We start from the raw sequence: 22,130 nt of genomic DNA, 5'->3' as shown, positions 1-22,130 counted from the left end.
ATGGTTTGACGCCAGTCTAGCGCGGCTAGCTACCGCGGAAATATGTAATGTTTGCGCGAACGTATAGCGATTTGGCATACGTTCGCGCAGGGGGCGGGACCCGGAACTGGCTTAGAACTTGTAAGTCAGGCCCAGGTTGTAGCGGCGGCCGAATTCCGTCACTTCCTGCTGGTACGGGTTGTTGGCGCTGGTGTAAACCACCTTCTGGTTGGTCAGGTTCTCGATGCCGAAGCGCAGCTGCAGCTGCGGCGTGAGCTGCCTGGCCAGGTTCATCGACACAAAGGTCTCGGCCTCGTTCTCGATCAGTTGTCCGGCGTTCCAGGTCGGGTTGCGCACGAAGGCGCTGTGGTAGTTGGCCGACAGGCGCGCCTCGTAGCCGCCGCGCTCGTACCACAGCGTGGCGCCGCCGTTGTGCCGCATCAGGCCCTCGATCGGGAAGCGGTTCCCGGCCGGGAAGTTCTCCTTGATGTCGCTGCTCGTGTACGAGTAGTTGCTGGCGATGCCGAAGCCGTTGGCGAAGGACTGCTGGTAGATCAGCTCCAGCCCGCGCACGTAGCCGCCCTCCCCGTTCACCGAGCGCGTGATGACCGCAGGACGGCCGCCGATGGTGGTGGTGTCGCCGGTAATGCCGATGTAGCGGCTGATCTTCTTGTAGAACAGGCCTGCGGACAGCAGCGAACCCTTTTCAAAGTACCACTGGTAGGCCAGGTCGGCCTGGTTGGCCATCATCGGCTTCAGGCCGGGATTGCCGGAGCTGCCGGTGAGCGGCTGGGCGGGGTTGGAGTCCACGTTCAGGTTGCGCGAGCCGCGCATTTCGTCCAGCGGCGCGCGCGACATGGCGCGGGCCAGGCTGAAACGCACCTGGCGCTCCTGCTTCTCATCCAGGTTGAAGATCAGGTTCAGGCTGGGCAGGAACTCGGTGTAGCTGCTGCCCTCGCTGACGGCGGTGGGCGCGGCGCCATTCAGCGACTGCATGCCGGCGCCGGTCTGGCGCGTGCGCACCACCCGCAGGCCTACATTGCCGCGATAGTTTTCGCCTTCCAGTTCGCCCTGGCCGTACAGCGAGGTGCTGCGTTCGGTGACCTTCCAGCCGGACAGCAGGTCGTTCTGCGTCGGCGAGCGGCCGGCCGGGTCGAAGGCGGCCGCGCCGAACACTTTGGAAGTGGTGCCGAGGAAATCCTTCAGTGCGATGTAGGGCGCAAAGCCGCTCACCGCCACGCGCTCGTAGTCGGCGTCGGCGATGCCGGCGCCGGCGGCCGGCGACAGGTTCCAGGTGGTCTGGCCGTAGCTCTTTTCGCGGTCGGTGGCGCGCGCGCCCAGCTTGATGCGCTTGAGGGGCCCGGCATCGATGTCGCGCGACGCGTTCAGGTGCAGCGCGGTGAGCTTGTCGTCCAGGTGGCCGTCGGTGTCGACGTACAGGGTGGCCGGGCCGAAGGCGGCCGGGTTGCCGGTGTCCTGGCCGAAGGAATAGTCCTGGCGCTCGTTGCCGGTGAAAGCCCAACTGATGGTGCCGGTGCCCTTGCTCACCTGGCGCAGGTCGCGCCACTGGCTGTCGCGGCCGGAGCGGGAGCTGGACAGGTCGCCTTCCAGTTTCCAGGCGCCGGCGTTGAACTTGCCGTTCAGGCCCAGGGCCAGCGTGTCCATGTCCTGCGTCCACAGCGTGTCGTTGGTGGTCAGGCCCACGTCCTTCACGCTGGCGCCGACCACGTAGCCGTCGCGGATGTCCACGTTGCTGTAGTTGGCCTTCTGCCAGCCGTCCCAGTTGCCCACGTCGCCGCTCCAGTGCGACAGGCCCGGTTCGCGGATCTTCGCAGACGAATAGTAGGCATCGGCCGTGATGAAGGCGTCCGGGCTGGCCTTGAATTCAACCTTGCCCAGCACGCTGGAGCGCTTGTCGCTGCCGCGCTTGACGCCGTCCTCGAAGCCCCATGGGGACTTGTCCACCTTGCCGTCGCCATTCAGGTCGCCGGAATGGTCCTCGTTGAAGCCCCAGTGCTTGATGTTCTTCTGCACCGAAGGCTGGTCCTGGTAGCTGAAGGCCAGCGCTACGCCGAGCGTGCGGTCGTTGAACTGGTCGATGTAGACGCCGCCCACGCGCGGCGCGGTCTTGTCGGCGCCGGGAACGTCCTTGGCGATCGGGTAGTACAGCGCGTCGGCGCGCAAGGTGGCCTGGCGGCCGTTGTACTTCAGCGGCTGCACGGTCTGCAGGTCGATGGTGGTGGCCACGCCGCCTTCCACCAGTTCGGCGGACTGCGTCTTGTAGACGGTGGCGCCGCTCAGCGACTCGGACGGGAACTGCTCGAAGCGCACCGCGCGCGCCGGCTCGGAAGAGGCCAGCTCGCGGCCGTTGAGGGTGGCGCCGATGAAGCGCGGGCCCAGGCCGCGCGCCACGATCTGGCTGGCGTTGCCCCGGTCCAGCCCGGACGACAGGCCGGGCAGGCGCGCCAGCGATTCGGCGATGGTGGTGTCCGGCAGCTTGCCGATGTCTTCGGAGGCGATGACTTCGACCATGCTGTTGGACGCTTCCTTGACGGCCAGCGCGTTGCGCACCGAGCTGCGGATGCCCGACACGGTCACTTGCTGGACCGGTTCAGCCGCCTTGGCGTCGGCCGCTGCCTGCGCCATCGCTTCCGTAGAGGCGAGCGGCATCGCGAACAGACTGGCGATCAGCCAGCTGAGCTTCTTTTGTTTCATGGAGATCTCCCTCGATTTTATTTGTGTGCGTTTTTTATGGTTGTACTGCCAGCGTGTAGACCGGCGTGACTTTCACGCCGCGCAGCTTTGCCACCTGCTGCTTGCCGCCGAAATCGGGACGGCCTTCCTTGGGAAGATAGATCGGCGCATCGGCGCGCAGCGGCAGCACGGACAAGGTCAGCGGACCCGTACCGGCATGCGCCGCCGCGTACTGCCAGCCATAGCCGCTGTAGTACCAGTCGTCCAGCATGCGGGTGCCGTTGAACAGGCGGCCGATGTCGCCGACGAAGTCCAGCTCCACCAGCGCGTTCTTCTCGCCCTGCGGCAGGTCGATGCGCCAGGCGGCCGCGTTGCGGAACGATTCCGGTATCGGCTGGATGGCGGCGCGCGCAAGGCCGCCGACCACCACGGGGGCCACGTTTTTGGCTTCGCGCAGCGGCGTGATCTTCGCTTCCGCGCTGCGCTCCGGCAGCTTGGTCTCGAAGGCCTGGAACACACCGTCGGTGCTGGCGCGCAGGGCGGCGCCGGACTTCGCCGCTGTGGACGCTGTAGGTGCCTTCTGCAACGCTGGGTAGACCGCGAAGCGGAAGGCCGGATCGCCGTCCGAACGCATGCGCAGCGCGCCGCCGCCACCGTCAAACCAGGCCTGCTGCGCGCTCAGCACCAGGCGGCGCTGGCCCGCGAACTGCTCCACCGTCATGCTCTCGGCCTGCTGCGGCGTGAGCACGAGCAGCGTGACGGGCGGCTTCTGCGCGCGCTGTATCGTCACGGCCGCGCCGGTGCCGGGCGTGATGCCCTCGATAACCACGTCGCCATCCACGCCGCTGTCCGCCGTCACGATGCGCGCACCCGGCGCCGACAAACGGCCGGCGGCGCCGCCTTCAAACGCCAGCTCCACCGGCACGCCCGCGCTGGCGGCGAACACATAGGTGATGCCGGCCTTGCCGCTGTCCAGCCTCGCCACCGGCTGCGCCGTGGCGTAGGACAGGCGGGTGCCGTCCAGGTCCATATTCACCGGCCAGATGAAGTAGCTGCCGTTGGCCACGTCCACCGGCCGGCGCGGGAAGGTCTTGGTGCCGCCGGGTAGCTGCACCGAAAAACGCAGCTGTTTCTGCGCCGGCATGGCGTACTGGCGCACGTGGTTGCTGACGAACAGGAAAGCGCTGTCGCCCTTGCTGCGCAAGGAGAAACGCGGCGTGGCCAGGTCTTCCGGGCCGCTCGGCGTGACGTCCGGCTTGCGCACCGTCATCGGCGCCAGGCGGTCGCCGAAGTCGCGCATGAACAGGTGGTAGGGGCGCAGCTTGGCCAGCACCGGGCGCTGCTGGCCGTCCGGGCCGAGCGGCGCCTGGAAGTCGTAGCTGATCATCGGCGTGTCGTTGTAGCCGCCGCTGAGCGAGCTTTCCTCCAGCGAGGTCAGGTCCATGGGATTGCGGCCGCCGTGGAACATGTAATAGCCGACCAGATTCACGCCCGAACCCAGCTGCACCGGCAGCATGGACGCGATATCGTCCGGCGACACCACGGTGCGGCGGCGGTACATGAAGGGCAGGCCCGCGCCGTATTCGGCGCCGAGGAATGGCGTGGTTTCCATGTCGGAGTCCGCCGTGCCCTTGCCTTTGGCCTTGGTCTGCGCGCCGAGGTCGCCGCTGACGCGGCTGTCGAAGCGGAAGGCGTAGGTTTCTTTCGGCGGCAGCTCCTTGGTGCTGACCGCCCACGGCTCGTCCGGATAGCCGCCGAACACCGGCGTCACTTCGCCGGACGGATACACCGTCTGGTCCCAGCCGGTGACGGTGTACAGCGGCACGTCCACGCCGGCCTTGCGCGCCAGTTCCTTCAAGGCGCTGATGTGCGCCGCGCCTTCGCCCGGGCCGTCCAGGTTGTATTCGTTCTCCAGCTGCACGCCGACCACCGGGCCGCCGTCCTTCCACAGCAAGCCCTTGATCTGCGCGGCGATCTGCTGGTACAGGCGCTCCGTGTGGCGCATGTATTGCGGGTCGTTGCTGCGGGTCGGCATGGCGTTCACCACCCAGTCGGGAATGCCGCCGTAGCGCACCTCGGCGTGCACCCATGGCCCCATGCGCACCACTACCTCCAGGCCGGCCTTGGCTGCCAGCTGCACGAAGCGGCGCAGGTCGCGCTGGCCTTTCCAGTCGAACTGGCCGTCGCGCGGCTCGTGGTGGTTCCAGATCACGTAGCTGGCGACGATGTCGATGCCGGCCGCCTTCATCTTGCGCAGCTCCGTTTCCCATTCGGCGGCCGGGGTGCGGCTGTAGTGGAACTCGCCCATCACCGGCAGCCATGGCTTGCCGTCGCGCGTCAGGTACTGGCTGTTGGCGCCCAGCTTGACGCCCGACGGCGACACGGACGTGCCCATTTGCAGCCTGTTTTCGAGCGGGGTTTTGGCGGGGGCGCTGGCGTCGATGCGCAGCAGTGTTTCGGCGTTGGCCATGCCTGCGGCCAGCAAGACGCTTAGCGCGTATGCTTTTTTCATTACATTTCTCCGTAAGTCTAGTTATGTTTATTGCCAGTGAGTGTAAGTTCACCAACTAGAACGGAAATATGAATAATGATGAGAGATCTATACAATAATCAGATAGATGATTACTTTGCCGCGAGCTGCGCGGCGCGGCAACCCCACCACGCAGCCTCCTCGAACACCGAAAAGCCCGACAGGTCGGCGTGCGCGAACAGGATGGGGCCATCCAGCTCTCGCAGCGCCTTCAAGCCCGGATTGCTGCGGAAGCCCGGCAACGGCGCCGCCATGGCGTGGCCGCGCAGCGTGATGTCGACGCGCTCCACGCACGACGCGAACTGCGCGCCGTAAGCGGTCTTCAAGTCCGCGCTGGCCAGTTCCAGCAGCTCCTCCGGCTTGGCCGTCACCATCCAGCGGCGCGCGCTGACCGGCGTGCGGTGGGACAACGCGATGTAGGCGCTGAAGACGGTCTTCTCCGGCGGCGTCACGCGGATGTCCTGATGCGTGGACACCACAAAACCAAGCCCGGGCTCCTGGTACACCACGTTATCCCACGACAGCGGCGCATGCGGCAGCTCGCCCGGGAAGCGCTTGAGCAGGAAGTTCGCCACCATCCACGGCGCGTAGACGGGCGTGTCGCGCCGCGGCTCATAGCCCATGCCGCTGATGCCCTCCACCACGCGCTCGGCCACGTACAGCGGCATGGCGCAGATGGCCTTGCGCGCTTTAACCAGGTAGCTGCGCGGCTTGCCGTTCTCAAGCCGGAAGCACAGCGCTTCGATGCGCGCGCCGGCGCCGCTTCCACTGCGCTTCACCGACAGCACGGTGCCGCCCACGCGCTTGACGCCGGACGCGCGCTCCATGCCGGAAGCCAGCGGCTGCAAGCCGCCCGGCCAGGTCAGCCAGGTGCCGCTCTCCGCGTTGGCCGCATGGCCCCAGCGGCTGCAGTAGTAGTGCAGGCCGGCCCATGCCGACACCTGGTCGTAGCGCGCGCCGTAGTCGTCGCGGCAGCAGTAGTTCAGATACCAGTGCAAGGTGGGCGAACGGTAGCCGTTCTGCTCCAGCCACTGCTTCAGCGTGACGCCGTCCAGCTTGCGCCACTCGGGGTCCTCCGAGGACTGCACGGTGGGGAACACGAAAATACGGCGTCCGTCGCTGCCGCGCGCCTGGCGCAGGCGCTCCACTTCGGCGAAGAAACGTTGGTGCTCGGCCAGTTCCCAGGGTTCCACGCCTTCGGTCGGAATAAAGCCCTCCTGCCACTGGCCCTTGTACAGCAGGCGTTCCTCCGGCGCGTGCAGCAGGAAGCGCTCGTCGTAATACGGCTTGTCGCCATAAGGGTCGCGCTGGATCACGCCCAGGTCGGCCAGGATCTCGCGCACGTGCACCGACTCCGGCGACGGCAGCGGCAGGTAGTGGCCGCCGGTCGGATATTCGAGGTCGCCGAAGCGGCCGCCGGCCGCGTTGCCGTAGGGCTGCGGGCCGTCCACCATCAGGAAGTCCTTGTGTCCCAGCTTGTTCAGCTTCCACGCGGCCGACAGGCCGCCGATGCCGGAACCGAGGATGGCGACGTCGGTCTCCAGCACTTCGGACGGCGCCGGCAGCGCGCGGCCGTCGTGCATCAGGTCACGCATGAAGTGACCCTCGTCGCGGCCCGGGAAATGCAGCGTGGGCGTGATCTCCTGCCAGCGCTGGAAGGCCGCCACGCTGCCGGCGGCGGCCAGTCCGCTGGCGCCGGCCCAGGCCAGGAAAGAACGGCGCAGCATCAGCGTATCACCTGCCGCCAGTCCTGCTCGAACTCGTGCACGAGGGACTGCGTGTTCAGCCGGTTGGGCTCCATCTTCAACGGCTTCATATCCGGCGGGAAGATGAACATTTCGCGCGTGGTGTCCGCGTTCAGGTAGCGCATCGGCAGCTTGTAGGTGGTGGGCGGCGTGTATTCCAGCTGCGGCGACGCCAGGATAAAGCCCCACTCGCCGAACGAAGGAACGTAGGCGTGGTAAGGATGCGTTCTCAGCCCCACCTCCTGCAGCGTGGCGTTCACCGTCCAGTATGCGTGCGGCGCGAAGAACGGCGACGTCGACTGCACCACCACCAGCCCGTTGGCCGCCAGGTGCTTCTTCACCAGGCCGTAAAACGGCACCGAGTACAGCTTGCCGAGCGCGAAGCTGGATGGATCGGGAAAGTCGATGATGACGGCGTCGAACATCTCGGTGGAGTTCTGCAGCCAGACCGCCGCGTCGGCATTGATGACGCGGGCGCGCTTGTCGCGGAAAGCGCCGCCGTTCAGCTTCACCAGCTCCTCGCGCGTGGTGAAGGCGCCGGTCATGGCCGGGTCCAGGTCCACCACCGTGGCCTGCTCGATGTTCGGATAGCGCAGGATTTCGCGCAGCGCCAGGCCGTCGCCGCCGCCCAGCACCAGCACCCGCCTGGCCCACGGCAGCGCCTCCATCACCGGGTGCACCAGCGCCTCGTGGTAGCGGTACTCGTCGCGCGAGGAGAATTGCAAATTGCCGTTGATGTACAGGCGCAGGTCGTCCTTCCAGCGCGTGATCACCAGGCGCTGGTAGGGCGTGGTGGTGGAGTAGACGATTTCGTCGCCGAACAGGCCTTGCTCGCCCCAGTGCGTCATGCGGTCGGCCGAGGCGAAGCCGAAGATCAGCACGCACATCACCGCCGAGGCGCGCAGCACGCGGCCGGTGAGGTTGGCCAGCTCGGCGCGGAACACGTAGATGGTCCACAGGCCCACGCCGACATTGAGCATGCCGAACAGGAAACCGGTGCGCACCAGCCCCAGGTAGGGCGCCAGCACCAGCGGGAACAGCAGCGACACGGCCAGCGCGCCCAGGTAGTCGAAGGTCAGCACGCGGCTGACCAGCTCACTGAACTCGGTGTTGCGCTCGTTCAGCGCGCGCATCACCAGCGGCACTTCCATGCCCACCATGCAGCCGATCATGAACACCGTGGTGTACAGCAGCGCGCGGAACGGCGCGGTCATCCAGGTAAAGGTGAGGAACAGCAGCGCGGCCGAGACGCCGCCGATCAGGCCCACCGCCAGCTCGATGTCGACGAAGCGCGCCAGCACGTCCTCGTCCTTCACGTATTTGGACAGGTGCGCGCCCACGCCCATGGCGAACAGATAGCAGCCGATGATGGTGGAGAACTGCAGGATGGAGTCGCCCAGCAGATAGCTGGACAGCGCCCCGGCGATCAATTCGTACGCCAGCCCGCATGAAGCGACCACGAAGACGGACAGGATCAGAATCTTTTTTGTCATGTGGGTGCGAATGTTTTATGATGAACAATTATCAGGATAGCCACTTTAACCGAGGATCGCCGTGCCGCCCATCCTAAACTACGTAATTCACCTGTTCCTGGCCGCAGTGCTGCTGGTGATGTTCTTCATGATCTACACGCGCCTCACGCCGTACAACGAGGTGCTGCTGATCCGCCAGGGGAATAACGCGGCAGCGCTGTCGCTGAGCGGTTCGCTGCTCGGCTTCTCGATGACGATCGCCTCCAGCCTGATGCACACGGCGGACTACCAGCAGTTCTTCCTGTGGGCTTTCGGCGCCATGGTGGTACAGATCCTGGCGTACTTCTGCACCACGCGCGCGCTGCGCATGGCGCAGGACCATATCGAATCGGGCAACACGGCGTTCGGCGGCCTGCTGGGCGCCATTTCGCTGGCGATCGGCGCCATCAACGCCGCCTGCATTTCCTGACACCGCTTTACTTTAAGGACGACTATCATGGGTCTCGGCAGCTTTATCAAGAAGCAGTTTATCGACGTTCTGCAATGGACGGAAGACAAGGAAGGCGTGCTGGCCTGGCGCTTCCCCATGGAGGACATGGAAATCCAGAACGGCGGCGTGCTGGTGGTGCGCGAATCGCAGGTTGCGGTGTTCGTCAACGAGGGCCAGATCGCCGACGTGTTCGGCCCCGGCACCCACACGCTGACCACGCAAACCCTGCCCCTGCTGACCAACCTGAAGAACTGGGACAAGCTGTTCGACTCGCCGTTCAAGTCGGACGTGTACTTCTTCAGCACCCGCGTGCAGACCGGCCGCAAGTGGGGCACGCAGCAGCCCATCACCATCCGCGACAAGGACTTCGACATGATACGGGTGCGCGCCTTCGGCATGTACTCGTACCGCGTGGCCGACCCGCGCAAGTTCTACACCGAATTGAGCGGCACGCGCGAGGAATACACGCGCGAGAACGTGGAAGACCAGCTGCGCGGCATCCTGATGGCCACCATGGCCAGTTCGCTCGGCTCGGCCAACGTGGCCTTCCTCGACATGGCCGCCAACCAGGCGCTGATGGCGCAGGAAGTGCGCGGCGACCTGGCCGACGCCTTCGCGCGCTACGGCATCGGGCTGGACGAGTTCAACGTGGCCAGCGTGAGCCTGCCGGAAGAGCTGCAGGCGGCGCTGGACGAGCGCATCTCGGCCGGCATGAAGGGCGGACTGGGCGCGGACAAGATGAGCGGCTTCACCAAGTTCCAGACCGCCACCGCGATTCCGCTGGCGGCGCAGAACGAAGGCGGCATTGCCGGCATCGGCGCCGGCCTGGGCGCGGGCGTGATGCTGGGCCAGGCCATGGGCCAGGCGGTCGGCTCCACGCTGGCCCCGGCCAGCTCGCATCCGAACGCCCCGCCCGTCCCGGCTGAAGACGGCATCGAAGCGCGCCTGGAAAAGCTGAAAGGCCTGCTCGACAAAGGCCTGATCTCGGCCGCCGACTACGACAGCGCCAAGTCCGAGCTGCTCAAGAAACTGATAGGCTAAGACCGCGTACATGCAAATTGTTTCCTGTCCCAGCTGCGGCGCGGAGGTCAAATTCCGCTCGCACGCGTCGGTCATGGCCGTGTGCGAGTACTGCAACACGCGCGTGCTCAAGGATGCGGACGCGGTCAAGGACCTGGGCAAGATGTCCTCCGTGCTGGAGGACTACTCGCCGCTGCAGATCGGCACCTCCGGCGTGCTGGGGGGACGCGCGTTCAGCGTGATCGGCCGCATCCAGCTGCGCTATTCGGCCGGCATGTGGAACGAGTGGTATCTGCTGTTCGACGACGGCGCCGCGTCCTGGCTGGGCGATTCGTCCGGCCTGTACACCGTCACCGCCGCGCGCGCAACGCAGCCGCCGCTGCCCGCCTTCGACGATCTGCGGGCAGGCGAAATGGTGCGCGTGGGCGGCGAGCGGCTGATGGTGTCCGAAGTGCGCACCGCCGATTGCATCGGCGGCCAGGGCGAGCTGCCGTTCAAGGTGGGCGACGGCTGGCAGGCCAAGGTGGCCGACTTCCGGCGCGGCGGCACCTTCCTCACGCTGGACTACTCGGACGGCCCGGAGCCGGTGGTCTACACCGGCGTATCCGTCACGCTGGAAGCGATGCAATGCCAGCTGCTGCGCGACGACGAGCAGATCGAGCGCAGCGCCGGGCGCTATCGGGGCAAGCTGACCGCGCTGGACTGCCCCTCGTGCGGCGGCGCCATCAACTACCTGCCCGGCCAGACCGCCAACCTGCTGTGCCCTTCCTGCCATGCGCAGATCGACGCGGCCAGTCCCAAGGCGCAGGTGCTGGCGGCCGGCGAGCGGGTGGAAAAGGTGGGCACCACCTTGTCGCTGGGCGCGGAAGCCACCATCAACAAGCAGCGCTACCGCGTGATCGGCTTCATGGTGCGCGAGGACGACGAGGGCGCGCGCTGGACCGAGTACCTGCTGTCCGGCGCCCGTTCCGGCTTCACCTGGCTGGTGGAGACCGACGACGGCTGGTGGCGCGCCAACGTGATGCCGGAGTGGCCGGAGTGGGAAAGGACCAGCGCGGACACGGTCTCGCTGGACAAGGTCATGTACGGCAAGCTGTACGACTACGGCGCCACCGTGGTGTACGCGGCGGGCGCGTTCAACTGGCGGGTGCAGGTGGGCGACCATGTGCACGTCTACGAATTCGAACGCGGCCAGACGCGCCTGGCGGCGGAGCTCACCGCCGAGGAACTGACCTGGTCGCGCTCGACCCGGGTGCCGGCCGACCAGGTCCACCTGTGGTTCGGCGTGCCGGTGAAAAACCTGATGCGCGCGGCGCCGCCGGAAAAAGGCCGCTACGCCAACGCTGCCAAAAAATTCATCATGGTGATGCTGGCGGTGAACGCGATTCCCCTGCTGGTGAACTTCGGCGGCTCGTTCGCCTTCAATCTGCTCGGCGCGCTGGCGATCTTCCTGCCCGCCCTGTTCCTGGACTCCATCGACAAGGGGGATAAGCCTTGAAGCGCTATCTCGTGTATGCGCTGGTGGTGTTCACCATGACAAGCTGCAGCAGCTGGGCACGCATGTTCAATTCACTCGGCCCTTCCAGCGGCGCCGGCTCCGGCTGGAGTTCGCACACCGGCGGCGGCGGCGGCAGCTTCGGCGGCGGTTCCGGCGGCGGAGGCCACAAGTGAGCGAAGCCGAGCGCATTCACTTGCCGGCCGGCAGCCACCTGCTGGCCGACCTGTCCGGCATCGACGCCGGCCGCCTGAGCGGCTGCGGCGAGCTGGAAGCGCTGCTGCGCTCCGCCGCTGCGGCGGCCGGCGCGCGCGTGCTGCACAGCCATTTCCACGGTTTCGGAGAGGGGCTGGGCGTGACCGGCGTGGTGCTGCTGGCCGAATCCCACATTTCCATCCACACCTGGCCGGAAGACGGCTTTGCGGCTGTGGATATCTTCATGTGCGGCGCCAGCCGGCCGCAAACCGCGCTGGACGTGATCCAGGCCTCGCTCGGCCCGCAACATTGTCAGTTAAATACCATACGCCGCGCTGCCGGCGATTGACTGTTTTGACAACCGGTGCGACACTAGCCGCTCCCAACACTTATCCACAGGAGACTAAAAAATGCGCACCTTGGACATTGCCCTCCTGTCGGCTGCCTGATCGCCCGTCTACGCCCCCTGTTCTGACCGAGCTGGTGTCGAGCCGCGCCTGATCGCGCGCCGGCCTATCCCTGACTTTTCGCGCCTCCGCATTTCGCGGATGGCTGTGCTCGCGCGCGCCGCGAGCGGCTCCGAATACAGGAACACCACTCATCATGATCGAATTCAATTTCGAAGTTTTACGCCGCATCGGATTTAAGCAAATCACCGCCAGCCAGTTGCACACGCTGGCACCCGCAGCCGAAGGCGCACGCCTGATGCGATTAACCGAAGTCCAGCGCAGCTGGTTCACGGTCCACGACGGCGCTGCCGAATATAAAGCCCGCGCCCTGCCCCGCTTATTAGCCGATTGCACGCCGGCAGTGGGAGATTGGCTCGTCGTTGAAAAAAACGGCGAAAGAGAACTGTGGATAAGCCAGCTTTTATCCCCAGCCAATCATATTGCCCGCCGCTCAGCGGACGGCCGCCGGCAATCCATCGCCAGCAATATCGATACCGCGCTGCTGGTAATGGGCTTGGACCACGATTTTAATTTGCGCCGGTTGGAGCGCTATATCGCAATGGTGCAGTCTGCAGAAATTTCGCCGGTTATAGTGCTGACCAAGGAGGATATCTGCGACGATATAGGCCAGCATATTAACGATATACGCGGCCGGCTTCCTTCGTATATTCCAATGGTTTGCATTAACGCCCTGAATCCCGGCGCCATTGCTGAATTAAAACCCTGGCTGGGCGACGGGCAGACTTTATGCCTGCTCGGCTCATCCGGCGCCGGCAAATCGACGCTGACCAATACCTTATGCGCGGCGCACCAGGAAACCGGCGGCATCAGAAAAGGCGACGGCCGGGGGCGGCATACCACCACGGCCCGCTCGCTCCATTTATGCCCGGACGGCGCTTGCATTATCGATACACCCGGATTGCGTACCTGGCGGCCGGACGCGGATGAGGAAACGCTGACATCCGTCTTCAGCGATATCGAAATACTGGCGGCGGATTGCCAATTCAGGGACTGCCGCCATGAATCCGAGCCCGGCTGTGCCGTGCGCGGGAATATCCATGCCGACCGGCTATTAAATTATCACAAGCTGATGCGCGATGCGCAGCGCAGCCAGCAAACTCCGCTGGAACGGATTGCGGAAAGGGCGAGATGGAAAGTGCTGCACAAGGCCGGTACCAAGCGCAGCCACGATAAACGGAACTAAGCCTGCGGGAAGGGCTCTTCAGCCCTTCTCCGGCCCGAAATCGGCCCTTTTTATGCCAGTTTTTGGCTTAATCATGCTCGAATCGTGCATAAGCGGTCCGGCACGCTTGAATGCGTGCCGCAAAGAGCCTAGTCTATGAAGGTCAACTCAGCTAAGGAGGTGGAAATGGCGTTATCCAAAATAGGCCAGGTTGCCCTGGCGGTATCCGATGCGGACCAGGCCGAGAAGTTTTATGGCGAGGTCTTGGGAATGCACAAGCTCTACCGCTTTGGCGAGCTGGTGTTTTTTGACTGCGATGGCGTGCGGTTAATGCTGGAAGGAACCAGCAAGCAAATCTATCCCGGGCAAGGGACGTGCATTTATTTTACGGTAAAAGATATCGAGGCCGTGGCCGACCGGTTGAAATCCAAATCGGTGGCATTCGACGGAACGCCGCATTTGGTGACAAAAATGTCGGATCACGAATTATGGATGGCCTTCTTCCGTGACCCCGACGGCCATTTGCTGGCTTTAATGGAAGAGAAGCGCTGATTTCTGATACCATGCGGGTATTCAACTACTAACCGGTAATCCTTATGCGCCGCTACGCGCCTCTTTCCCTGCTGTTCGCCCTGGCCGCTTGCGGCGATAAGTACACCCCCGCCGACTTGTACCAGGCCAAAACACCTGATTGCAAGAACTGGGTGGATGAATCGCGCTTTGATTTACCCGATGGCATTTACGTGACGGCGACGGCGCCTGTTGCTCTGCCGGAAGGCGGTGTGGAGATTGGCCTGGTTTATATGCTGCCCCGGAATACCCAGGCCCAATTCACCAGCCGCGCATTCAAAATATATCAGCCTAAAGGCGCGCCGCTGATGAATGCCGAAATCGCCAGCATTTACCAGCGCGGCACCAGCGCGCGGCCCGAAATGGTGGAAGTCATCAAGGAAATGCCTGTATTAATGGTGGCGACTGCCAGGTCAGACGCCACCCAATTCCGCTTCCTCCTTCAATTCAAAGGCAAGCTGCCGGACCGTTTCGATTTCACGCCGCCACCGATGGTGATCAACCGCGACCGTTACCCGGTCCGCACCTTCACGTACCGCTATTTCGAAGACCGCAAAGCCTATGGCATGTGCAGCTGAGCATTCGCCGGCTGCGCTTGAGCCTTTAAGGTTTTAATTGCTGCCGCCATCAGCGGGCGCGCTTCCGCGCAACTGAGTTTGGCGAGTTGCGCCGGGCTGCGGGATTTGCCCAGCTCCTGGGCGATCAGATAACCCAGCATATAGCCGCGCCGCGGCGGCAGACCGCCTTCGCTGCGGCCGTCCATCTGGAACAGACTCGCGAATTGCTGGCGGTCGCCACTGTCCAGCACCTGCTCCAGTTGAGCCAGGCTGGCATACATCCGGCCCCGGATCAGATTGGTGCTGCCTTTGGGCAGGTCGAGCAGCATTTCCTGGTCGCTGGCGCGCGGGTTCATGACTTTCGATATGTAGGTGGCCAGGCCCTCGGTCCACAGGCGGTCCGGCAGCTTGTCGTCGTTGCAGTCCACTGCCTGGGCCGCATGATGGATATGGAACAGCTCGTGATGGAAGAAGGCCGCTTCGTCGCCGGCGCCGTGGTAGCGGACCATGCCGTCCGCACCGAAGATCAGGTAGTTGCGGCCGTTCAGCTCGCGCGTACCGCCGTCCATTTCTCCGAGCGAATGAACGAAGTAGGTGCTCACTGTCGGCTTAAAGTCTGGAAACGCGGCGGTAAAGGTCGCAATGTGCCGCGGCAGATCCGCGTCGAAGCGGGCCACCTTATCCAGGTAAGCTTGCCGCATCGATCCGAAGCTGGCCAGATTGCGGCGTATCAGCTCATCCTGCTCGGCCTGTGTGCGTGTGCCGGCATAGCGTTCAATCCCGTAGAACTCCGGGAAACGCGCACCGATCTGCGTTTTAAACGCCGCCACGCGCTCCGCTTCCGGCATGCCCTGGCTGCCATCCCAGAACGTCACAAACTCCCGCGCCAGGCTGCGCACCTCGATTTTCGGCGGCTGCGCATCGGCCGCGAAGCAGGATAGGGAGGCGACGAGGCCCAGGCAGGCAATCAGAGACTGTTTCATATGCGAATTTCAACCGGGAAATGCGCAGTTTGCCATAAAAACAATATCATGAATACAATTCGGGCAATAAAAAAGGCAGCCGAAGCTGCCTTTTTGGCTCTGCTGCGTGAAGCTTAATGCTTGGCGCGCAGTTTGGCGATGGCGGCCAGTTGGCCGATCGCGGCGGCCAGCTCGGCTTGCGCTTTCGCGTAGTCGATGCTGCCGGTGTTGTTGGCCAGCGCTTCTTCCGCCAGTTTCTTGGCGGCCGAGGCCTTGGCTTCATCCAGGTCTGCACCACGGATCGCGGTGTCAGCCAGTACCGTGACGGCATTCGGCTGCACTTCCAGCAGGCCGCCGGCGACGAAGACGAACTCTTCTTCAGCCTTGCCCGCTACCTTGATGCGTACCGCGCCTGGACGAATACGGGTGATCAGCGGGGTGTGCTTGGGGTAGATACCCAGCTCGCCCTGCTCGCCCGGCAACGCGACGAATTCGGCTTCGCCCGAGAAGATCTGCTCTTCCGCGGAAACCACGTCTACGTGTATGGTATTTGCCATGTGTGTCCTATCGGGATATGACGGCCCCGCCTTGCGGCGGGGCCGAAGCAAACTCAGCGATTAGTTGAGTTTTTTGGCTTTTTCGATTGCTTCTTCGATCGTGCCGACCATGTAGAACGCTTGTTCCGGCAGGTGATCCAGTTCGCCCGAAGCGATCATCTTGAAGCCCTTGATCGTGTCTTTCAGCGAAACGTATTTACCTGGGGAACCGGTGAACACTTCAGCAACGTGGAACGGCTGCGACAGGAAACGCTGCATCTTACGAGCGCGCGCCACCAGCAGCTTGTCTTCCGGCGCCAGTTCGTCCATGCCCAGAATCGCGATAATGTCGCGCAGTTCCTTGTAGCGCTGCAGGGTGCCCTGTACGGCACGCGCGGTGTCGTAGTGGTCCTGGCCAACGACCAGCGGGTCCAGCTGGCGCGAGGTCGAGTCCAGCGGGTCCACCGCAGGGTAGATACCCAGCGAGGCGATGTCACGCGACAGAACCACGGTCGAATCCAGGTGACCGAAGGTGGTCGCTGGCGACGGGTCGGTCAAGTCATCCGCTGGAACGTACACGGCCTGGATCGAGGTGATCGAACCGGTCTTGGTGGACGTGATGCGCTCTTGCAGGCGGCCCATTTCTTCGGCCAGGGTAGGCTGGTAACCCACTGCGGAAGGCATACGGCCCAGCAGTGCGGATACTTCGGTACCGGCCAGGGTGAAGCGGTAGATGTTGTCCACGAAGAACAGAACGTCCTTGCCTTCGTCACGGAACGCTTCCGCCATGGTCAGACCGGTCAGCGCGACGCGCAGACGGTTGCCTGGTGGTTCATTCATCTGACCGTAAACCATCGCCACTTTGGAGTTTTCCGGGTTTTCCAGGTCAACCACCTTGGCATCGGCCATCTCGTGGTAGAAGTCGTTACCTTCGCGGGTACGCTCGCCCACGCCGGCGAACACGGACAGACCCGAGTGCGCTTTGGCGATGTTGTTGATCAGTTCCATCATGTTCACGGTCTTGCCCACACCGGCACCGCCGAACAGACCGACTTTACCGCCTTTGGCGAACGGGCACACCAGGTCGATAACCTTGATGCCGGTTTCCAGCAGGTCTTGCGACGGCGACAGTTCGTCGTACGCAGGGGCCGTGCGGTGGATCGAAGCGATCTGGTCGTGCGCAACTGGACCGCATTCGTCGATCGGGTTGCCCAGCACGTCCATGATGCGGCCCAGCGTGGCTTTGCCCACTGGAACCATGATTGGTTTGCCGGTGTTCTGGATCATCATGCCGCGGCGCAGGCCGTCGGACGAACCCAGAGCAATGGTACGGACCACGCCGTCGCCCAGCTGTTGTTGTACTTCCAGGGTCAGCTCGGAGCCTGCCATTTTCAAGGCATCAAATACCTTGGGCATCGCGTTGCGTGGAAACTCAACGTCCACCACAGCGCCGATACACTGAACGATTTTGCCATCAGCCATGTTCGTTCCTTCAAATATAGTTAAATTCGTTTAAACCGCAGCCGCACCGGCAACGATTTCGGAGAGTTCTTTGGTAATCGCAGCCTGACGCGTCTTGTTATAGATCAGCTTCAGTTCACCGATGACGCTGCCTGCGTTGTCGCTGGCGGCTTTCATCGCCACCATGCGGGCCGATTGCTCGGACGCCAGGTTTTCCGCCACCGCCTGGTATACCAGCGCTTCAATGTAGCGCTCCAGCAGTTCGTCAATCACGGTCGCTGCATCCGGCTCGTAGATGTAGTCCCACTTGAGGCTACCCTTGTCGGCCGTGATGTTGTCCGCCGTCAGCGGCAGCAGCTGCTGCACTTGCGGCTCTTGCTTCATCGTGTTGATGAACTTGGTATAGCACAGGTACACTGCGTCGAGTTTGCCTTCCGTGAACTTCTCGAGCATGACCTTCACAGGCCCGATCAGTTTCTCCAGATGCGGCGTGTCGCCGATCTGCGTCGCTTGCGCAACAACAGGGACGCCCACCCGATTCAAGAACCCCAAACCTTTGTTACCGATGGCTACTGCTTCAACCTTGACGCCGGCCGTTTCCAGCTCGCGCGTTTTCGCCGTCACCATGCGCAGCACGTTGGTGTTCAAGCCACCGCACAGACCCTTGTCGGTCGTGACGATGATGAAACCCACTGCTTTCGCTTCGGTTCCCTGGGCTTGCGCCAGGAACGGGTGCGTGTATTCAGGGTTGGCGGTCGCCAGATTAGCGGCGATATTACGAACCTTGTCACTGTAGGGACGGGCGGCGCGCATGCGATCCTGCGCCTTGCGCATTTTCGATGCGGCGACCATTTCCATCGCCTTGGTGATCTTCTTCGTATTCTCTACGCTTTTGATCTTGCCACGTATCTCTTTGCCTACTGCCATGAGTCCTTACTCCTTCTGCGCTGAGGGCGGTCCGAGGCGTGCGCCTGGACCGCCGAGCCGCTTAAAATGCGCCGGATTTCTTGAAATCAGCAATGGCGGCCGACAGGGCGGCTTCGCCGTCTTTGTCCAGTTGCTTGGTTTCTTCGATCTTGGCCAGCAGAGCAGCTTGCTTGGTCTTCAGGTAGGCGTGCAGGCCGGCTTCGAATGGCAGCACTTTCTTCACTGCCACGTCGTCCAGGAAGCCCTTGTTCACTGCGAACAGGGATGCGCCCATCAGGGAAATCGACAGCGGCGAGTACTGAGCCTGCTTCAGCAGTTCGGTCACGCGGGCACCGCGGTCCAGCTGCTTGCGGGTCGATTCGTCCAGGTCGGAAGCGAACTGCGCGAACGCAGCCAGTTCACGGTACTGCGCCAAGTCGGTACGGATACCGCCGGACAGGTTTTTGATGACCTTGGTCTGGGCGGCGCCACCAACGCGCGACACCGAGATACCCGCGTTGATCGCAGGACGGATACCGGAGTTGAACAGCGAGGTTTCCAGGAAGATCTGGCCGTCGGTAATCGAAATCACGTTGGTTGGCACGAACGCCGAAACGTCGCCAGCCTGGGTTTCAATGATCGGCAGCGCGGTCAGCGAGCCGGTCTTGCCTTTGACTTCACCCTTGGTGAAGGCTTCGACGTAGTCGGCGTTCACGCGTGCTGCGCGTTCCAGCAGGCGGCTGTGCAGGTAGAACACGTCGCCTGGGTACGCTTCGCGGCCTGGTGGGCGGCGCAGCAGCAGCGAGATCTGACGGTAGGCAACTGCTTGCTTGGACAGGTCATCGTACACGATCAGGGCGTCTTCGCCGCGGTCGCGGAAGTATTCGCCCATGGTGCAGCCGGAGTAGGCCGAGATGTACTGCATTGCGGCGGACTCGGAAGCGGTCGCGGCCACAACGATGGTGTACTCCATCGCGCCGTGCGTTTCCAGCGAGCGCACGATGTTCTTGATGGTGGAAGCTTTCTGGCCGATTGCAACGTAGATGCAAGTCATGCCCTGGCCTTTTTGGTTGATGATCGCATCAACCGCTACCGCCGACTTACCGGTCTGGCGGTCGCCGATGATCAGCTCACGCTGGCCACGGCCGATAGGCACCATCGCGTCGATCGACTTCAGGCCGGTCTGCATAGGCTGCGACACGGATTCGCGGGCGATCACGCCCGGTGCGATCTTTTCGATAGGCGAGGTCAGCTTGGCTTCGACCGGACCTTTGCCGTCGATCGGCTGGCCCAGGGCGTTGACCACGCGGCCGCGCAGCTCAGGACCGACCGGCACTTCCAGGATGCGGCCGGTGCACTTGACGGTGTCGCCTTCCGAGATGTGCTCGTAAGCACCCAGAATAACGGCGCCGACCGAGTCGCGCTCCAGGTTCATTGCCAGGCCGAAGGTGTTGCCTGGGAATTCCAGCATCTCGCCTTGCATTACGTCCGACAGACCGTGGATGCGGCAGATACCGTCGGCTACGGAAATAACCGTGCCTTGATTGCGCACTTCAGCGCCGCCATCAATGCCTTGGATCCGGCTCTTGATCAGCTCGCTGATTTCAGATGGGTTGAGTTGCATACTAACTCCTAAATGTAGTTCTCTCCGCTTGCGCGAGGGTATATTTGGTCTGCCGTAGCGGCCAGCGGGTCTTAAGCGACCAGCGCGACGCGCATCTGCTGCAGCCTGGCGCGGACCGAAGTGTCGAGCACTTCGTCACCGACGACCACGCGCACGCCACCGATCAACGATGGGTCTACGGTCACGCTCGGGTTGATCTTGCGGCTGAATTTCTTTTCCAGCGTGGCAACCAGCTCGGAAACCTGGGCGGCGCTCATGTCGAACGCGCTCGTGATCTCGGCATCCGCCGCACCTTCCGCGCTGTTTTTCAACAGCTGGAATTGGGCGCCGATTTCAGGCAGCAATTCGATACGATTGTTGGCGACCAGCATGCCGAGGAAGTTATTGGCTTCCGCGTTCAGCGGCGACTTCACCAGAGACTGAATGGCGGCGGTGACATCGCTTTCCGAAACTTTCGGATTGCGGGCATAGTCCAGCACATCGGCGTTGCCGCCGATCTGGGCCAGTTCGGACACCAGATCGGACCACTGCGCGAGGTTGCCGGCTTGGGCTACGCGGAAGAGGGCTTCCGCGTAGGGACGGGCGACGGTTGCGAGTTCAGCCATGATTACAGCTCAGTCGCGAGGCGGGCCAGCAGGTCGGCGTGGGCCGACGCGGTGACTTCACGCTTCAAGATCTGCTCGGCACCTTTGACCGCCAGGTCGGCCACCTGGGCGCGCAGAGCTTCGCGGGCCTGGGTAACTTGCTGTTCGGCTTCAGCTTTGGCTTGCGCAATGATGCGGTCCGCTTCGGCTTTGGCGTTGGCCTTGATTTCTTCAGCCACCAGTTGCGCACGCTTCTCGGCGTCCGCGACGCGCTGGGCAGCTTCGTCGCGGGCGGAGGACAGGGCTTCGGAAGCACGCTTTTCAGCGATTTCCATCGAGGCCTTGCCCTGGTCGGCCGCAGCCAGACCATCGGCGATACGCTTGGCACGCTCGTCCAGCGTGGAATTCAACGCTGGGAAAACGAATTTCATCGAGAACCAAACGAGCACCGCGAAGGTGATCATCTGGCCGATGAGCGACATATTAATGTCCATACCTTGCTCCTAAAAAGTTTCCCCGGTTGGAGCGGTGATTACTGCGCTACAGCGGCGGTCAGGGCGGTCAGGAACGGGTTGTTGAACGTGAACAGCAGAGCAACACCAACGCCGATCATGGAGATCGCGTCCAGCAGACCGGCGATAACGAACAGTTTGGTTTGCAGTTGTGGCATCAGCTCTGGTTGACGTGCCGAAGCTTCCAGGAACTTGCCACCCAGGATAGCGAAGCCGAGTGCGGTACCGATGGCGCCCAGGCCAATGATGATTGCTACGGCCAGAACGGTCATGCTTTGTACTTGTGCGATCAGAGCTTGCATTAGATTTCTCCTAAATTTAAAAAAAACGAAAGATACTTCAAAAACTAAAAATAAAGTTGCTGATTAATGCTTCTCAACCGCGAGGGAGAGGTACACAACCGTCAACGCCATAAACACAAAAGCTTGCAGAGTTACAATCAGGATGTGGAAGATTGCCCATGGACCACCCAACAGCCACTGCGCCCACCAAGGCAACAACGCGATCAGAATGAAAATCAGCTCGCCGGCGTACATATTGCCGAACAGTCGCAGCGACAGCGAAATTGGTTTGGCCAGCAGTTCCAGCATCTGGAAGATGAAGTTGACCGGCGCCAGGAAGATGGCGGCGATGCCGTGTGCGTGGAACGGCGCGGTGAACAGCTCTTTGCCCCAGCCGCCGACGCCCTTGGCCTTGATCGAGAAGCCGATAATGCACAGCAGTACGCCGATCGACATGCCGAAGGTGTGGTTCACGTCGGCGGTCGGCACCACGCGCAGCTTGTACACGCCGAAGAATTCCAGCACTTTCGGCAGCAGGTCAACCGGCAGGAAGTCCATTGCGTTCATCAGCCATACCCAGACGAAGATGGTGATGGCCAGCGGCGCGATCACGGCGCTCTTGGCGTGGAAAGCGGAATTGACGGTGTCGTTGACCAGTTCCATGATCCATTCGACGAAGTTCTGCAGCTTGCCCGGCACGCCGGGGGTGGCGCGGCGCGCAGCCATGGCGAACACGCCGATAAACACCAGGCCCAGAATGGCCGAAACCCAGAACGTGTCCAGGTTGATGGTGGCGTCCGCACTTTTCAGGTGCGACAAGTGGTGCTGGATGTACTCTGTGGCGTTAGCCGGAGCCGCGTGGCCCCCGTGTTCAGTGGTCATAAT

General features: G+C 63.0%; 21 protein-coding genes. 8 read left to right on the top strand and 13 right to left on the bottom strand.

The window, feature by feature from the left end:
* Window positions 1-111: 111 nt before the first annotated feature.
* From AC56DV_RS14445 to AC56DV_RS14430, 4 genes are all read right to left on the bottom strand, one after another.
* Complete coding sequence (locus AC56DV_RS14445; protein ID WP_496314971.1) at window positions 112-2,694, bottom strand: TonB-dependent receptor; 2,583 nt, start codon at window positions 2,692-2,694, stop codon at window positions 112-114.
* A gap of 34 nt (window positions 2,695-2,728) precedes the next feature.
* On the bottom strand, window positions 2,729-5,185 hold the full coding sequence (locus AC56DV_RS14440; protein ID WP_496314970.1) for a beta-galactosidase: 2,457 nt from the start codon (window positions 5,183-5,185) through the stop codon (window positions 2,729-2,731).
* Window positions 5,186-5,295: 110 nt separating this feature from the next.
* Window positions 5,296-6,930, bottom strand: coding sequence for an NAD(P)-binding protein (locus AC56DV_RS14435; protein ID WP_496314969.1), 1,635 nt, complete (start codon window positions 6,928-6,930; stop codon window positions 5,296-5,298).
* A complete protein-coding gene (locus tag AC56DV_RS14430) occupies window positions 6,930-8,441 on the bottom strand; it encodes a polyamine aminopropyltransferase (RefSeq protein ID WP_496314968.1) in 1,512 nt (503 codons plus the stop codon). The genes AC56DV_RS14435 and AC56DV_RS14430 overlap by 1 nt, the downstream gene beginning before the upstream one ends.
* A gap of 61 nt (window positions 8,442-8,502) precedes the next feature.
* Between AC56DV_RS14430 and AC56DV_RS14425 the strand changes: the two genes are divergently transcribed.
* From AC56DV_RS14425 to AC56DV_RS14390, 8 genes are all read left to right on the top strand, one after another.
* Entirely contained in the window at window positions 8,503-8,889 is a 387-nt protein-coding gene (locus tag AC56DV_RS14425) for a DUF350 domain-containing protein (protein ID WP_082551664.1), read from the top strand.
* A gap of 27 nt (window positions 8,890-8,916) precedes the next feature.
* Window positions 8,917-9,951 carry an SPFH domain-containing protein gene (locus AC56DV_RS14420; protein ID WP_496314967.1) on the top strand — a complete coding sequence of 345 codons (1,035 nt, stop codon included), beginning with the start codon at window positions 8,917-8,919 and terminating at the stop codon, window positions 9,949-9,951.
* Between the two features lie 10 nt (window positions 9,952-9,961).
* Window positions 9,962-11,428: a DUF4178 domain-containing protein gene (locus AC56DV_RS14415; RefSeq protein ID WP_496314966.1), complete on the top strand. Its 1,467-nt coding sequence runs from the start codon at window positions 9,962-9,964 to the stop codon at window positions 11,426-11,428.
* Window positions 11,425-11,601: a hypothetical protein gene (locus AC56DV_RS14410; protein ID WP_496314965.1), complete on the top strand. Its 177-nt coding sequence runs from the start codon at window positions 11,425-11,427 to the stop codon at window positions 11,599-11,601. The genes AC56DV_RS14415 and AC56DV_RS14410 overlap by 4 nt, the downstream gene beginning before the upstream one ends.
* Window positions 11,598-11,969 carry an adenosylmethionine decarboxylase gene (speD, locus tag AC56DV_RS14405; RefSeq protein WP_496314964.1) on the top strand — a complete coding sequence of 124 codons (372 nt, stop codon included), beginning with the start codon at window positions 11,598-11,600 and terminating at the stop codon, window positions 11,967-11,969. Before AC56DV_RS14410 ends, speD begins: the two co-directional genes overlap by 4 nt.
* Before the next feature lie 254 nt (window positions 11,970-12,223).
* Window positions 12,224-13,273: a ribosome small subunit-dependent GTPase A gene (rsgA, locus tag AC56DV_RS14400; RefSeq protein ID WP_496314963.1), complete on the top strand. Its 1,050-nt coding sequence runs from the start codon at window positions 12,224-12,226 to the stop codon at window positions 13,271-13,273.
* Between the two features lie 165 nt (window positions 13,274-13,438).
* A complete protein-coding gene (locus AC56DV_RS14395) occupies window positions 13,439-13,804 on the top strand; it encodes a VOC family protein (RefSeq protein ID WP_496314962.1) in 366 nt (121 codons plus the stop codon).
* Window positions 13,805-13,848: 44 nt separating this feature from the next.
* The gene (locus tag AC56DV_RS14390; RefSeq protein ID WP_496314961.1) at window positions 13,849-14,400 is read left to right on the top strand and encodes a hypothetical protein; all 552 of its coding nucleotides are present in this window, start codon (window positions 13,849-13,851) and stop codon (window positions 14,398-14,400) included.
* Here the strand turns inward: AC56DV_RS14390 and AC56DV_RS14385 are convergent.
* The 9 genes from AC56DV_RS14385 to atpB all read right to left on the bottom strand — a co-directional run bounded on the left by AC56DV_RS14385 (window position 14,382) and on the right by atpB (window position 22,127).
* Window positions 14,382-15,362, bottom strand: coding sequence for a DUF2268 domain-containing putative Zn-dependent protease (locus tag AC56DV_RS14385; protein ID WP_496314960.1), 981 nt, complete (start codon window positions 15,360-15,362; stop codon window positions 14,382-14,384). The two genes, AC56DV_RS14390 and AC56DV_RS14385, sit on opposite strands and share 19 nt — an antisense overlap.
* A 113-nt stretch (window positions 15,363-15,475) precedes the next feature.
* A complete protein-coding gene (locus AC56DV_RS14380) occupies window positions 15,476-15,898 on the bottom strand; it encodes a F0F1 ATP synthase subunit epsilon (RefSeq protein ID WP_496314959.1) in 423 nt (140 codons plus the stop codon).
* Between the two features lie 60 nt (window positions 15,899-15,958).
* A complete protein-coding gene (atpD, locus tag AC56DV_RS14375; RefSeq protein WP_496314958.1) occupies window positions 15,959-17,359 on the bottom strand; it encodes a F0F1 ATP synthase subunit beta in 1,401 nt (466 codons plus the stop codon).
* 30 nt (window positions 17,360-17,389) lie between these two features.
* Window positions 17,390-18,265 (bottom strand): F0F1 ATP synthase subunit gamma, encoded by an 876-nt coding sequence (gene atpG / locus AC56DV_RS14370; protein WP_057154293.1) that lies wholly within the window; start codon window positions 18,263-18,265, stop codon window positions 17,390-17,392.
* 61 nt (window positions 18,266-18,326) lie between these two features.
* Window positions 18,327-19,868, bottom strand: a complete 1,542-nt coding sequence (gene atpA, locus AC56DV_RS14365; RefSeq protein WP_057154292.1) for a F0F1 ATP synthase subunit alpha — start codon at window positions 19,866-19,868, stop codon at window positions 18,327-18,329.
* A gap of 71 nt (window positions 19,869-19,939) precedes the next feature.
* A complete protein-coding gene (locus tag AC56DV_RS14360) occupies window positions 19,940-20,473 on the bottom strand; it encodes a F0F1 ATP synthase subunit delta (protein ID WP_496314957.1) in 534 nt (177 codons plus the stop codon).
* Window positions 20,474-20,475: 2 nt separating this feature from the next.
* Entirely contained in the window at window positions 20,476-20,946 is a 471-nt protein-coding gene (locus AC56DV_RS14355; RefSeq protein WP_496314956.1) for a F0F1 ATP synthase subunit B, read from the bottom strand.
* A 38-nt stretch (window positions 20,947-20,984) separates the two neighbouring features.
* A complete protein-coding gene (gene atpE / locus AC56DV_RS14350; protein WP_057154289.1) occupies window positions 20,985-21,266 on the bottom strand; it encodes a F0F1 ATP synthase subunit C in 282 nt (93 codons plus the stop codon).
* 63 nt (window positions 21,267-21,329) lie between these two features.
* Window positions 21,330-22,127 carry a F0F1 ATP synthase subunit A gene (gene atpB, locus AC56DV_RS14345; RefSeq protein WP_496314955.1) on the bottom strand — a complete coding sequence of 266 codons (798 nt, stop codon included), beginning with the start codon at window positions 22,125-22,127 and terminating at the stop codon, window positions 21,330-21,332.
* Window positions 22,128-22,130 lie beyond the last annotated feature (3 nt).

Source organism: Massilia sp. BGA-UO-ETr-WB1 (genome assembly GCF_059567845.1).
Note: the sequence above shows the minus strand (reverse complement) of the source record. Positions and strands in the feature narration are given on the sequence as shown.

What these genes read in the sequence shown, in the direction of transcription:
- AC56DV_RS14445 (WP_496314971.1), bottom strand. Translation starts at nt 2,694, where the DNA reads ATGAAACAAAAGAAGCTCAGCTGGCTGATCGCCAGTCTGTTCGCGATG.
- AC56DV_RS14440 (WP_496314970.1), bottom strand. Translation starts at nt 5,185, where the DNA reads ATGAAAAAAGCATACGCGCTAAGCGTCTTGCTGGCCGCAGGCATGGCC.
- AC56DV_RS14435 (WP_496314969.1), bottom strand. Translation starts at nt 6,930, where the DNA reads ATGCTGCGCCGTTCTTTCCTGGCCTGGGCCGGCGCCAGCGGACTGGCC.
- AC56DV_RS14430 (WP_496314968.1), bottom strand. Translation starts at nt 8,441, where the DNA reads ATGACAAAAAAGATTCTGATCCTGTCCGTCTTCGTGGTCGCTTCATGC.
- AC56DV_RS14420 (WP_496314967.1), top strand. Translation starts at nt 8,917, where the DNA reads ATGGGTCTCGGCAGCTTTATCAAGAAGCAGTTTATCGACGTTCTGCAA.
- AC56DV_RS14415 (WP_496314966.1), top strand. Translation starts at nt 9,962, where the DNA reads ATGCAAATTGTTTCCTGTCCCAGCTGCGGCGCGGAGGTCAAATTCCGC.
- rsgA (WP_496314963.1), top strand. Translation starts at nt 12,224, where the DNA reads ATGATCGAATTCAATTTCGAAGTTTTACGCCGCATCGGATTTAAGCAA.
- AC56DV_RS14395 (WP_496314962.1), top strand. Translation starts at nt 13,439, where the DNA reads ATGGCGTTATCCAAAATAGGCCAGGTTGCCCTGGCGGTATCCGATGCG.
- AC56DV_RS14390 (WP_496314961.1), top strand. Translation starts at nt 13,849, where the DNA reads ATGCGCCGCTACGCGCCTCTTTCCCTGCTGTTCGCCCTGGCCGCTTGC.
- AC56DV_RS14385 (WP_496314960.1), bottom strand. Translation starts at nt 15,362, where the DNA reads ATGAAACAGTCTCTGATTGCCTGCCTGGGCCTCGTCGCCTCCCTATCC.
- AC56DV_RS14380 (WP_496314959.1), bottom strand. Translation starts at nt 15,898, where the DNA reads ATGGCAAATACCATACACGTAGACGTGGTTTCCGCGGAAGAGCAGATC.
- atpD (WP_496314958.1), bottom strand. Translation starts at nt 17,359, where the DNA reads ATGGCTGATGGCAAAATCGTTCAGTGTATCGGCGCTGTGGTGGACGTT.
- atpG (WP_057154293.1), bottom strand. Translation starts at nt 18,265, where the DNA reads ATGGCAGTAGGCAAAGAGATACGTGGCAAGATCAAAAGCGTAGAGAAT.
- atpA (WP_057154292.1), bottom strand. Translation starts at nt 19,868, where the DNA reads ATGCAACTCAACCCATCTGAAATCAGCGAGCTGATCAAGAGCCGGATC.
- AC56DV_RS14360 (WP_496314957.1), bottom strand. Translation starts at nt 20,473, where the DNA reads ATGGCTGAACTCGCAACCGTCGCCCGTCCCTACGCGGAAGCCCTCTTC.
- AC56DV_RS14355 (WP_496314956.1), bottom strand. Translation starts at nt 20,946, where the DNA reads ATGGACATTAATATGTCGCTCATCGGCCAGATGATCACCTTCGCGGTG.
- atpE (WP_057154289.1), bottom strand. Translation starts at nt 21,266, where the DNA reads ATGCAAGCTCTGATCGCACAAGTACAAAGCATGACCGTTCTGGCCGTA.
- atpB (WP_496314955.1), bottom strand. Translation starts at nt 22,127, where the DNA reads ATGACCACTGAACACGGGGGCCACGCGGCTCCGGCTAACGCCACAGAG.